The organism is Bacillus salipaludis, from assembly GCF_004358205.1.
Genome location: NZ_SMYO01000014.1, coordinates 94,831 through 107,328 on the forward strand (window position 1 = coordinate 94,831; position 12,498 = coordinate 107,328).

6 protein-coding genes, 16 tRNA genes, 2 rRNA genes and 1 pseudogene are annotated in these 12,498 nt (G+C 40.3%); 3 read left to right on the forward strand and 22 right to left on the reverse strand.

Features of this window, described 5'->3' with window-relative positions; all coding sequences use genetic code 11:
- Positions 1-207: 207 nt before the first annotated feature.
- Entirely contained in the window at positions 208-942 is a 735-nt protein-coding gene (locus E2K98_RS23710) for a FadR/GntR family transcriptional regulator (RefSeq protein WP_133338604.1), read from the reverse strand.
- Positions 943-1,240: 298 nt separating this feature from the next.
- Here E2K98_RS23710 and E2K98_RS23715 point away from each other — a divergent pair, with 298 nt between their 5' ends.
- Complete coding sequence (locus E2K98_RS23715; RefSeq protein ID WP_133338606.1) at positions 1,241-2,938, forward strand: L-lactate permease; 1,698 nt, start codon at positions 1,241-1,243, stop codon at positions 2,936-2,938.
- Between the two features lie 195 nt (positions 2,939-3,133).
- Entirely contained in the window at positions 3,134-6,583 is a 3,450-nt protein-coding gene (pyc, locus tag E2K98_RS23720) for a pyruvate carboxylase (RefSeq protein WP_133338608.1), read from the forward strand.
- A 271-nt stretch (positions 6,584-6,854) separates the two neighbouring features.
- Here the strand turns inward: pyc and E2K98_RS23725 are convergent, their stop codons facing one another.
- Together E2K98_RS23725 and E2K98_RS23730 are read right to left on the reverse strand one after the other, a co-directional pair.
- Positions 6,855-7,376, reverse strand: a complete 522-nt coding sequence (locus E2K98_RS23725) for an ECF transporter S component (protein ID WP_133338610.1) — start codon at positions 7,374-7,376, stop codon at positions 6,855-6,857.
- 97 nt (positions 7,377-7,473) lie between these two features.
- On the reverse strand, positions 7,474-7,899 hold the full coding sequence (locus E2K98_RS23730; protein ID WP_133338612.1) for a GNAT family N-acetyltransferase: 426 nt from the start codon (positions 7,897-7,899) through the stop codon (positions 7,474-7,476).
- Positions 7,900-8,014: 115 nt separating this feature from the next.
- Here E2K98_RS23730 and pdxR point away from each other — a divergent pair.
- Positions 8,015-9,413, forward strand: a pseudogene (gene pdxR, locus E2K98_RS23735) (MocR-like pyridoxine biosynthesis transcription factor PdxR).
- Between the two features lie 129 nt (positions 9,414-9,542).
- Here the strand turns inward: pdxR and nfsA are convergent.
- The 19 genes from nfsA to E2K98_RS23830 form a co-directional block, all read right to left on the reverse strand.
- Positions 9,543-10,277, reverse strand: a complete 735-nt coding sequence (gene nfsA / locus E2K98_RS23740) for an oxygen-insensitive NADPH nitroreductase (RefSeq protein WP_133338618.1) — start codon at positions 10,275-10,277, stop codon at positions 9,543-9,545.
- A gap of 248 nt (positions 10,278-10,525) precedes the next feature.
- A tRNA-Leu gene (locus E2K98_RS23745) sits at positions 10,526-10,607 on the reverse strand.
- A 22-nt stretch (positions 10,608-10,629) separates the two neighbouring features.
- A tRNA-Leu gene (locus E2K98_RS23750) sits at positions 10,630-10,715 on the reverse strand.
- Positions 10,716-10,762: 47 nt separating this feature from the next.
- Positions 10,763-10,837: transfer RNA gene (locus E2K98_RS23755), tRNA-Cys, on the reverse strand.
- 8 nt (positions 10,838-10,845) lie between these two features.
- Positions 10,846-10,920, reverse strand: a tRNA-Gly gene (locus tag E2K98_RS23760).
- Between the two features lie 4 nt (positions 10,921-10,924).
- Positions 10,925-10,999: transfer RNA gene (locus tag E2K98_RS23765), tRNA-Gln, on the reverse strand.
- Between the two features lie 40 nt (positions 11,000-11,039).
- Positions 11,040-11,115: transfer RNA gene (locus tag E2K98_RS23770), tRNA-His, on the reverse strand.
- A 15-nt stretch (positions 11,116-11,130) separates the two neighbouring features.
- Positions 11,131-11,204 (reverse strand) — tRNA-Trp (locus E2K98_RS23775).
- Positions 11,205-11,208: 4 nt separating this feature from the next.
- Positions 11,209-11,293 (reverse strand) — tRNA-Tyr (locus E2K98_RS23780).
- 30 nt (positions 11,294-11,323) lie between these two features.
- A tRNA-Thr gene (locus E2K98_RS23785) sits at positions 11,324-11,396 on the reverse strand.
- 21 nt (positions 11,397-11,417) lie between these two features.
- Positions 11,418-11,490, reverse strand: a tRNA-Phe gene (locus E2K98_RS23790).
- Positions 11,491-11,497: 7 nt separating this feature from the next.
- Positions 11,498-11,574 (reverse strand) — tRNA-Asp (locus tag E2K98_RS23795).
- Positions 11,575-11,577: 3 nt separating this feature from the next.
- Positions 11,578-11,651 (reverse strand) — tRNA-Met (locus E2K98_RS23800).
- Positions 11,652-11,660: 9 nt separating this feature from the next.
- A tRNA-Val gene (locus E2K98_RS23805) sits at positions 11,661-11,736 on the reverse strand.
- Positions 11,737-11,774: 38 nt separating this feature from the next.
- Positions 11,775-11,849, reverse strand: a tRNA-Glu gene (locus E2K98_RS23810).
- A gap of 18 nt (positions 11,850-11,867) precedes the next feature.
- A tRNA-Ser gene (locus E2K98_RS23815) sits at positions 11,868-11,959 on the reverse strand.
- Between the two features lie 7 nt (positions 11,960-11,966).
- Positions 11,967-12,041 (reverse strand) — tRNA-Asn (locus E2K98_RS23820).
- Positions 12,042-12,055: 14 nt separating this feature from the next.
- Positions 12,056-12,172 (reverse strand): 5S ribosomal RNA (gene rrf / locus E2K98_RS23825).
- Positions 12,173-12,303: 131 nt separating this feature from the next.
- A 23S ribosomal RNA gene (locus E2K98_RS23830) occupies positions 12,304-12,498 on the reverse strand; the annotation flags it as partial.

Sequence of the window (12,498 nt, forward strand, 5' to 3'; positions counted from 1 at the left end):
TCTCTTCCCCTCAAAAATAAATTCTGTCACTATGTTTATAAAACTAGTTAACCGGTCATCTGATGACTGAATAATTTATATTGTACATCTTACACCAAAAGTATCAAGTTTAGAAAGGGCTTTCAAAAAAAAAGTCCTTTTTTATCTGATTGAAAAATGCAAAAAAGGGCCCCTCAACTATTATAGGAACCCTTTTTTATCAGTATTTTACTCCCTATTAAACTTTGTTGTATGTTGGAAATACTTCCCTAGAATAGCATCGACATTTTCAAGGTGAATCAGCATGTTGGTCCTTGCTGCCTCTTTGTCCTGTGCTTTAATTGCTTCATAAATGGCCAAGTGCTCCCTATGTAACTGCTCAATGGTAGTTTCTTTTGAAAACAACCAAACCCTGCGCGTTTCCCTCATTGTTTCTACCATAAGCTCAGAAACATGGTTCATTAAATTCAGCAATAATCGGTTTTGGGCAGCTTCGGCAAGCGCCATGTGAAATTGTAAATCTGCCGTTTCACCAAGTTCTTCATCACCTTTTGCTTCAAGCATTGCTTCAAGAGCAGCCTCCATCATCATTAAATTCTGATCGGTTCTTCGCTTTGCCGCAGCAGCTGCAGTCCCGCTTTCAATAATTTTCCGCACTTCTACTAATTCTGCAATATCTTCCTGGTTCATTAAGATAGCAGTTGATAATGGAAAAGTAATTTGATCTGGTTCAAATTCCTTTATATAGGTCCCTTCACCCTGCTTCATTTCGACAAGTCCCATTGCCCGTAATGAGGTTAATGCCTCACGTATGGCCGAACGTCCTACCTGAAAATTTTCCGCAAGCTGTTGTACAGAGTCAAGCTTATCCCCGGGTTTAAGCTCCTCAGACCGAATCATTTCATAAATAGCTTCGGTAACCTCTTCATATATTTTTTTAGGTTTGATTTTTTTATAATTCATTCCAGTGCCCCTTTATATAATTCATCAGCTTTGACACGCACTTTAATTATACCTATTTTCATATGATTTGCATCTACTTCAAAATTTTATGGGCGATTTTTATAAAAACCATAGTAAAAAATACTGTTGTAATTTTTAAAAAATATTAATATAATCTTTTCTATCACCATGTTGAACATCTAATCATCTGATGACCACATCATCACTTGTAAGCGATTACTCTATTTGTAAAGTGGGTGGTAATTTTTTCTTTGAAAATGCAACGCTATAACAAAACCAATTAAGGGAGACTATGCCAATGACATTTACCCAAAATTTTACTGCAGTAGGAAACAATCTAGCACTCACCGCGATTGTTGCATTAATACCCATTCTTTATTTCTTCTGGGCCTTAGCTATTAAAAGAATGAAGGGCCACATTGCCGGCCTGACTACACTTATACTTTCTATTATTATTGCTGTTATTGCTTACAAAGTTCCTGCCGAAATGGCCGTCATGTCGGCTACTCAAGGGGCTGTTTACGGCGTTCTGCCGATTGGCTGGATCATTGTTGCCTCCGTATTTTTATACAAGCTAACCGTAAAATCGGGCCAATTTGAAATCATTCGCCATTCTGTCTTATCCATTACTGAGGACCGGCGTTTGCAAGCATTGTTGGTAGCGTTTTCGTTTGGGGCGTTCCTTGAAGGGGCAGCAGGATTCGGTGCACCGGTTGCAATTTCCGCTGCACTATTAGTTGGTTTGGGATTTAATCCGCTATATGCTGCTGGGATTTGTTTAATTGCGAACACAGCACCGGTTGCGTTTGGCGCCATTGGTATTCCAGTTATTGCGATGGAAGGGCCTACCGGTATTGCCGCAAAAGAAATTTCAAAAATGATCGGTCGTCAGCTGCCATTTTTATCAGTGTTTATTCCATTTTATCTTGTATTTATTATGGCTGGTTTTAAGAAAACGATGGAAGTATTGCCGGCAATTCTTGTATCAGGGTTTGCATTTGCCATTACACAATACTTAACATCTAACTTTTTAGGACCAGAACTGCCTGATATCTTATCAGCACTTGTTTCGTTGTTTGCTTTAGCTATTTTCCTAAATTTCTGGAAGCCAAAAACGATTTTCCGTTTTTCGGCAGAACAAGAGCTTGCCGCTGCTGTTACCATTTCTTGTAGAAAAACAAATGAAGTTCACTATACTGGGGGACAAATTTTTAAAGCTTGGTCACCATTTATTTTGTTAACAGCAACCATTTCACTTTGGGGAATTCCGACGATCAAGCTTGCATTAAGCGGGCATTATGAAGGGGCTAATGCTATTCTAAAGGCTATTAATTCAATTGGACATGCTTTAACCTTTATGCCGGAAGTACCATTTGTCCATAACAAAGTGATTAGTAAAGCCGGGGCAGTACCGGCACCCGCCTTTTACAAAATTGAGCTATTGGCAGCCGCTGGTACTGCGATTTTAATTGCTGCAATTATCACGAAGTTTATTATAAAAATGTCATGGAATTCTTGGGTGCAAACATTTGGGGAAACATTAAATGAAGTAAAGTACCCACTGTTAACGATTGCTACAGTTGTTGGTTTCGCCTATGTGATTAACGTTGCCGGAATGAGTACAACTCTTGGATTAGCATTGGCAAAAACAGGACCAATCCTGTTCCCATTCTTCTCACCTTTCCTTGGATGGCTGGGGGTTTTTATAACTGGATCGGACACATCGGCAAACGTGTTATTCGCCAATCTGCAAAAAGTTACCGCCGAATCGATTGGCATGAATCCCATTTTGGCACTTGCAGCTAACTCATCCGGCGGAGTCACAGGTAAAATGATTTCACCACAATCGATTGCCGTTGCCTGTGCAGCCGTAGGACTTGCCGGTAAAGAATCCGAGCTGTTCCGCTTTACAATCAAACATAGTATTTTCCTAGTCATTATTGTCGGAATCATCGTTTGGCTACAAAATTCAGTTCTTAGTTTCATGATTCCTTAAAATATTGAAAAACTCGAGAGGCTCTTTCCTTATTGGAATCAGCCTTTCGAGTTTTTCATAAGAAAAGGGTTCTCATTTTTGCTATAATTTAATTTGAATATTATTAATATTCAAATAGCGTTATTGGAGGGAAAAAGCCCAAAATTTTAAAAATTTACCGCTCTATAAATCTTTAATTATTAAGGAGAATTAGATATGGAAAGTAGAATAAAAAAGATTAACAAAGTTTTAGTTGCAAATCGTGGGGAAATTGCAATCCGAATTTTCCGTGCCTGTACCGAGTTAGACATTCGAACCGTTGCCATTTACTCAAAAGAGGATAGCGGCTCTTTCCACCGGTATAAAGCAGATGAAGCCTATTTAGTTGGGGAAGGAAAAAAACCAATTGATGCTTATCTGGATATTGAAGGAATTATTAAAATTGCAAAGTCCCATGAAGTTGACGCTATCCACCCGGGCTATGGATTTCTATCAGAAAATGCTGAATTCGCAAAACGTTGTGAAGATGAAGGAATTATTTTTATTGGTCCAAAATCAAAACATTTAGAGATGTTCGGGGATAAAGTGAAGGCCCGCCACCAAGCGATTCAGGCTAATATTCCAGTAATTCCTGGAAGTGATGGTCCTATTGAGAGCCTGGAGGAAGCGAAAACTTTTGGGCAAAAATATGGATATCCGCTCATGATCAAGGCATCTCTTGGCGGAGGCGGCCGTGGAATGCGGATTGTACGAAGTGAAGACAGTTTAAAAGAATCATATGATCGCGCCAAATCTGAAGCAAAAGCCGCATTCGGAAACGATGAGGTTTATATTGAAAAATTTGTGGAAAATCCCAAACATATTGAGGTACAGATATTAGGTGACCATAATGGAAACGTTGTTCATTTATTTGAACGTGATTGTTCCGTCCAACGCCGCCACCAAAAGGTTGTGGAAGTAGCTCCAAGCCTTTCATTGCCTGAAGACTTGCGGCAAGCTATATGTGAGGCTGCTGTTCATTTAATGAAAAACGTTTCCTATCTAAATGCTGGAACAGTAGAGTTCCTTGTTACAGATGATGAATTCTTTTTTATTGAAGTAAACCCACGGGTACAGGTTGAACATACGATTACAGAAATGATTACCGGTATTGATATTGTTCAGTCCCAAATAATAATTGCGGCCGGCTATTCTCTTCATAGTCATGAAGTGGGAATTCCTAGTCAAGAAAATATTCAGGTACACGGTTATGCGATTCAATCGCGTGTTACTACCGAAGATCCTTTGAATAACTTTATGCCAGATACAGGAAGAATCATGGCCTACCGTTCAGGCGGAGGGTTTGGGGTACGTTTAGATGCAGGAAATGGATTCCAGGGAGCAGTCATTACCCCCTTTTACGACTCCCTTCTTGTAAAAGTAACAACTTGGGCCCTAACCTTTGATCAAGCTGCGGCAAAAATGGTCAGAAATTTAAAAGAATTCCGGATCCGTGGAATCAGAACCAATATTCCGTTCCTCGAAAAAGTGGTAAAGCATGAGAAATTTCTAAAAGGTGAATATAATACATCGTTTATCGATTCTACACCGGAGTTATTCATTTTCCCGAAATCGAAAGACCGTGGGACAAAAATGCTCACTTATATTGGAAACGTAACGGTGAATGGTTTTCCGGGAGTGACTAAAAAGGATAAGCCTCTTTTTGAAAAACCAACATTACCTAGGATTAATCCATTTGAGCCAATTCTAAACGGAACAAAACAAATACTTGATGAAAAAGGTCCAGAAGGAGTCGTAAATTGGATTAAAGAACAAAAGGAAGTTTTATTAACCGATACAACTTTCCGTGATGCCCATCAATCATTGTTAGCCACTCGTGTTCGAACAAATGACTTGCTGCGAATTGCCGAGCCGACTGCCCGTTTAATTCCTAATTTATTTTCTGTTGAAATGTGGGGTGGTGCGACATTCGATGTCTCCTACCGCTTTTTAAAGGAGAATCCATGGGAACGCTTATTAAAGTTGCGGCAAGCCATGCCGAATATGTTGTTCCAAATGCTTCTTCGTGCATCAAATGCTGTCGGTTATAAAAATTATCCGGATAATGTAATCAAAGAATTTGTTAACAAGTCTGCGGAAGCAGGTATTGACGTTTTCCGAATCTTTGACAGCCTCAATTGGGTAAAAGGAATGGAACTGGCGATTGATGCAGTAAGAGATAGTGGAAAAATTGCAGAGGCAACCATGTGTTATACGGGTGATATTTTGGATCCGTCTAGAAGAAAATATGATTTGGATTACTATAAAAATCTGGCAAAAGAGCTGGAACAATCAGGAGCACATATATTAGGAATTAAGGATATGGCTGGTTTGTTAAAACCACAGGCTGCGTATGACTTGATTTCCGCTTTAAAGGAATCGGTTGAGATACCGATCCATTTACACACCCATGATACAAGCGGCAATGGACTATTTATGTACGCAAAGGCAATTGAAGCAGGAGTAGATATTGTGGATGTTGCGGCAAGCTCTATGGCTGGACTAACATCACAGCCAAGTGCAAATTCTCTCTATTATGCTTTAGAAGGACATTATCGTAAACCGCTTATTGACATAAAGGCATTGGAGCAGATTTCTTATTATTGGGAAGAGGTTCGCAAATATTACGCAGATTTTGAGAGTGGCATGAATGCTCCTCATACCGAAGTATATGTTCACGAAATGCCAGGCGGACAATATAGTAATCTACAGCAACAAGCAAAAGCTGTAGGATTGGGAGACAGATGGGATCAAGTAAAAGAAATGTATTCCCGTGTAAATCAGTTGTTTGGCGATATTATAAAAGTAACCCCATCCTCAAAAGTTGTTGGGGACATGGCCCTTTATATGGTACAAAATAATATAACGGAAGACGATATTTTTGAACGCGGGGAGACACTTGATTTTCCTGACTCAGTTATAGAATTATTTGAAGGCTACCTTGGCCAGCCTTATGGGGGATTTCCTAAAGAGCTTCAACGTATTATTTTAAAAGGAAAAGAACCAATAAATGTTCGCCCCGGAGAACTCTTGGAGCCTGTAAACTTTCAAGAAATTAAAGAGATGTTGTATCGTTCATTAAAACGTCCTGTGACAAGCCACGATGTGATTGCCTATGTCCTATATCCAAAGGTGTTTATGGAATACCATCAAACAGTCGAGAAATATGGAGATATTTCCGTTCTTGATACGCCAACGTTTTTATACGGAATGCGCCTAGGCGAACAAATTGAGGTGGAAATTGAAAAAGGGAAAACCCTTTTTGTCAAACTCATTTCCATTAGCGAACCGAAACCGGACGGGACTCGCGTGCTTTATTTTGAACTAAATGGTCAGACACGTGAAGTTCTTATTAAAGACGAGAATATTAAAACGACTGTTCAAGCAAAATTGAAAGCAGATCCTGGAAATAAAAGCCATATTGGAGCTTCCATGCCAGGTAACGTTCTGAAACTCCTTGTTGAAAAAGGACAAATAGTTTCAAAAGGTGATCATCTCATGATTACAGAGGCCATGAAGATGGAGACAACTGTTCAAGCACCATTCAGTGGTACAATTAAAGAGATTTATATAAATAATAACGATACGATTGAACCCGGTGATTTATTACTTGAATTATCAAATTAAAAAATCTTAAATCTCCTATCCCGTCGATAGGAGATTTTCCCCCTTCTATTCTCCTTCAATACATTATTTGAAGGCAACTACTCTATCATTTCATTCAATCACTTTACAATTCTGAGATTATCAAAAACTGATAGAAATTTGATAGTTGAATAATCAAAGACAAAATAAAAAGTCAACATTGAAAATGTTGACTTAGACTGTCGACAAATCCTAAAATTTCGGTTTGCCTGCATTGAAAATCGTTCCAAAATATGTTTCCCTCTTATATCTTTCAAGCTCTTTTCTTTAAGCGTGCTGCAATTGGGATTACAATGATACCGGCTAATACGACCTGCATAATGTTTCCTGGGACGGATCCGAATGGCTGTACCCAGTTACCGTAAAGAATCACTTCGGCAAAATAGTAGCCCACAACTTTTATAATAAGTGCAACCGCAATGGCCAGTGTGCTTGCAAGGACTCTATTGCCGGTTGACTTTTCAGATATGAGACCAACTACAAAGCCCATTGCACCAACAATGACAAATGTGAACGGTGACCATATTGCCCAACCAGATACAATATCAAAAAGACCCATTCCGAAGGCGCCTGCGATAGCTCCTGTTTTTTTGCCGTAAACCAAGGCTGCTAGAAAAAGAGGCACATTCCCAAGATGGATTAAACCACCGTTACCCATTAATGGCAGCCTTATGTTTATGAACATTGTTGCGACAAAGGTCATTGCGATGAAAAGTGCGTTTATGACGATGGCCTTTGTTTTAGTTGATTCTGTTTGTACGAATGTTGAATTCATATGCTTTCCTCTTTCTTTATTTAATATAAAATAAATTGCACAGGTAAAGATTCTGATAAAAACTGATTTACAAAGCCTTTTTTTATATTAAAGTCTTTTAAAAAAAAACATAGCTGAACTTGTCATATTCCATTTTATCTTCATAAAAACGATGAGCATCTCCCCGTTGTAAGCCGGATGAGAGTGAGACAATCCCAAATCCATTCTCTTTTGCCCATAGATGGACAAAATTTAAAAGTTTTTTTCCATACCCTTTCGACCGCTTTTCTTCATCTGTCACTAAATCGCAGACCCAAATGGACCTGCCATTATATAAGGTGATCATGGGCATAAATCCTGTTACAGCAACAATGTTTTCGTCTTCATATAAGGCCGCTAATTGATACCCCTCTTTTTCCACAGCTTCCTGAACCAATTGAAGAAAACTTGCTTCATTTAAATGCGCCCGCAGCTGTTTCATTATTGGAAATGCTTCTTTAATTTCCTGTGAATTTTTTAATATCCTTATTATTGTTCTTGCCATCTTCCCCCATTCCCTTTAAGGATCTTTTAACAATATTAAATCACAATCTGGTATAATCAAAAGTACCAGTTTTGATAAATTTAATGGTTCCAGAAATAGACTGGAGGATAAAATCATGATTGAAATCACACCCGTTTTGGATAATAGCATGAGTAAACCGCTGTATTTACAGTTGGCCGACTACATTAAAGAAGAAATCTCATCAGGTAGAATAAAACCGAAAGAAAAATTACCGTCAAAAAAGAAGTTTATCTAATTATCTTGGTTTAAGCCTTAACACCGTGCAGTCTGCCTACGATCAGTTATGTGCAGAGGGATATTTAGAAAGTAAACCCCGAAAAGGACTATTTGTTACGCCATTTGAAGATGACCTATTCTCAAGCCAGGATTATCCTCAAAAAATGGAGGTAATCAGTGATCATGTACCACAAGAAATTGCTAAAATTGATTTCAATTCAGGCCAAGTGGATTTAGAAAACTTTCCAAATACCGCATGGCGGAAATTGACGATTCAATCTTTGGATCGGGGAGAGTTGTTCTATAATGGAAATCCTCAAGGAGAACTGTTACTCCGCGAGCAAATTGCAAAGTATTTATTTGCCTCCAGGGGGGTAAAATGTTCTGCCCAGCAAATTATCATTGGAGCTGGGACCCAGTTTCTAATCGGATTATTGTGCATGTTACTAGGAAAAGGCCAAACCTATGGACTGGAGAATCCTGGATTTCATCGAACGAAAACAGTTCTACAAGATTTCGGGGCGAACACGATTTTTATCCCACTTGATGAAGATGGATTGAATATACAGGAACTGAATAGTAGTAATGCTAGTGTTGCTTATGTGACTCCCTCTCATCAATTCCCTTTTGGAATGGTAATGCCGATATCACGAAGGTTGGAATTGTTAAAATGGGCGGAGGAAAAGAATGGTTATATCATTGAAGATGATTATGACGGTGAATATCGCTATAAGGGAAAGCCAATTCCTTCGTTGCAAGGGTTGGACCAAAAAGGACGGGTGATCTATTTAGGGACTTTTTCCAAGTCTTTAATACCTTCAATCCGGATCAGTTATCTCGTTTTACCGCCGAATTTGTTAAAGAAGTATCACGACCGCTATACCATTTATAAGCAAACGTCCTCCCGATTGCATCAGGATACCCTTTATCGCTTTATGAGTGAAGGTTATTGGCAAAGTCATTTAAATAAAATGAGAACCCTTTACCGCAAGAAGCATGTTGTTTTAATGCAGTCGATTAAAAATTTTCTTGGGGACAACGTGCTTGTCATTGGTGAAAATTCTGGGCTTCATATTGTCTTGGAAGTAAAAAACGGGATGGGGGAAGAGCAGCTAATCAGAAAAGCCTTAAAGGTTGGGGTAAAGGTATATCCCTTATCGGCCTATTATTATTCTAAAGGAAGCTTTGGTTCTCGGGTCTTACTCGGTTTTGGCGGTTTATCCGAATCTGAAATTGAAACAGGAATTCAGTTATTAAAAGAGGCATGGGAGCTTTAGGAGATTGGTTTATGATCTTAGATTTGGACTGGATTTAAGCTTTCCTTCTTCTCCTGTCCGAATATGCTTTTATATAAGAAAATTCATAAATAAATCCGGCGCTATTCGAAATGGCGCCGGATTCTTTTTTTACTCCAAATGGAATCCTTTGCTTTCAACAAATTCTCGCATATGAACTCTTCTTTTATTTTCCATAAAATGAGCCATTGATTCAGTCCAGTTGGTTTGTTTGTTATTGGTAGAGCGCTGCTGATAATATGTATTCATGGTTTGATCATACTCGTCAAGCAGACTTTCATATTTCTCCGTGTTATATTGATTTTTGTGGAGAATCGCATCTAATGGCAATCTTGGTTTTACCTCGTTCCTTTCGGCAGGAACCCCTAAGCATAATCCAAATATCGGAAACACTTTGTCAGGAAGACCAACAAGCTTGCTAATAGGATCGGGATTATTCCGAACACCGCCAATATAACAGCCGCCATATCCAAGTGATTCTGCTGCTGTAATGACATTTTGGGCAATCAGGGCAGTATCGATAATTGCAACCATAAAATTTTCTAAATTATCGTGTTCAATGACGATTCCATGCTTCCTGCCGGCCACTTCCAGGCGTTTTAAATCTGCGCAAAATATGAAGAAATCTGAAGCATTACTAATATGGCTATTTTTTGCAAGTTCAGCTATTTTGTCTTTTTTCTCCTTGTCTGTAACATGAATGATGGAATAAGCCTGGACAAAATGGGAGGTAGCCGCACCCTGTCCTGATTTAAGGATTTCCAATAAATGTTCTTTTGGGATTGGTTCCGCTAAATACTTGCGGACAGAGACGTGACTTTGCATCACCTTAATTGTTTCCGATATATTCTTAGAATATTTCATATAAACTCATCCTTTTCTTCTAATTAGTTTTATTATAACCTATTAGAAGAGAATGAATATCCTTCCAGCTCCTACAAGCCTTAAAGAACATTTTCTTGCTAGAATCCCTTCAAAATGTTCTGCATCTCTTTAATCTGATTTGTTCAATATGATTTTCATCAAACGACAAAAAACGGCCTGACAAAATTGTCAAACCGTTGCTGCGACTGTGTTTCTAACACTGTCTGTGATACCGGTGGTCGGGGTCGAACCGACACTCCTTGCGGAACACGATTTTGAGTCGTGCGCGTCTGCCAATTCCGCCACACCGGCGTGTATAAAATTTTAAAGCTAATGCCGAGGACCGGAATCGAACCGGTACGGTAGTCACCTACCGCAGGATTTTAAGTCCTGTGCGTCTGCCAGTTCCGCCACCCCGGCGAAATCTTATTCTTCTAATTCTCCAATCTCAACACAATCTGTAAAGATGGAGGCGGCAACCGGATTCGAACCGGTGGATAAAGGTTTTGCAGACCTTGGCCTTACCACTTGGCTATGCCGCCATAATTATTGGAGCGGAAGACGGGATTCGAACCCGCGACCCCCACCTTGGCAAGGTGGTGTTCTACCACTGAACTACTTCCGCAAATTGGCTGGGCTAGCTGGATTTGAACCAACGCATGTCGCAGTCAAAGTGCGATGCCTTACCGCTTGGCTATAGCCCAATAGTATAATAAATTTACCACTTATTCAATAAAAATTAAATGGGGCGACTGATGGGAATCGAACCCACGAATGTCGGAACCACAATCCGATGCGTTAACCACTTCGCCACAATCGCCATAATGAAAATAATTGGCAGGGGTAGTAGGAATTGAACCCACACCAAAGGTTTTGGAGACCTTCGTTCTACCTTTAAACTATACCCCTAAAATGGTGGAGGGGGACGGATTCGAACCGCCGAACCCGGAGGGAGCGGATTTACAGTCCGCCGCGTTTAGCCACTTCGCTACCCCTCCACATTTGAAAGTTGAGTTGTCAGCTTAAGGTGCCGACGAGAGGAATTGAACCCCCAACCTACTGATTACGATTCAGTTGCTCTACCAATTGAGCTACATCGGCGTATCTTTTAAAAATTAAAGGTGGCTCAGGACGGAATCGAACCGCCGACACAAGGATTTTCAGTCCTTTGCTCTACCGACTGAGCTACTGAGCCACTTAAATGGCGGTCTGGACGGGACTCGAACCCGCGACCTCCTGCGTGACAGGCAGGCATTCTAACCAACTGAACTACCAGACCAAATTGCGGAGGCAGGATTTGAACCTGCGACCTTCGGGTTATGAGCCCGACGAGCTACCAGACTGCTCCACCCCGCGATAACAATATGGTGGAGGATGACGGGATCGAACCGCCGACCCTCTGCTTGTAAGGCAGATGCTCTCCCAGCTGAGCTAATCCTCCATATTAATGACAATTGTTTTCACTACTGTAAAAAACTTTGGTGACCCCTACGGGATTCGAACCCGTGTTACCGCCGTGAAAGGGCGGTGTCTTAACCGCTTGACCAAGGGGCCATTTTAGAAAAATTTTAATGGCGGAGAGCAAGGGATTTGAACCCTTGAGACAGGGTTACCCGCCTACACGATTTCCAATCGTGCTCCTTCGGCCACTCGGACAGCTCTCCATTAAAATGGCTCCGCAGGTAGGACTCGAACCTACGACCGATCGGTTAACAGCCGATAGCTCTACCACTGAGCTACTGCGGAATAATTATATAACAGCCTGGCAACGTCCTACTCTCACAGGGGGACAGCCCCCAACTACCATCGGCGCTGAGAAGCTTAACTTCCGTGTTCGGTATGGGAACGGGTGTGACCTTCTCGCCATTATTGCCAGACTATTTATCAGACACTATTTTATTATAATGTCTTTTTGAGATTTTTCAAGAGGTAAATTTATTTTTTTTCATTCCCTCAAAACTAGATAATACAGAAGAAGTTTCAGTAAAAACGAGTTCACCTTAAGACTATGGTTAAGTCCTCGATCGATTAGTATCAGTCAGCTCCACATGTCACCACGCTTCCACCTCTGACCTATCAACCTGATCATCTTTCAGGGATCTTACTAGCTTGACGCTATGGGAAATCTCATCTTGAGGGGGGCTTCATGCTTAGATGCTTTCAGCACTTATCCCGTCCGCACATAGCTACCCAGCGATGCCTT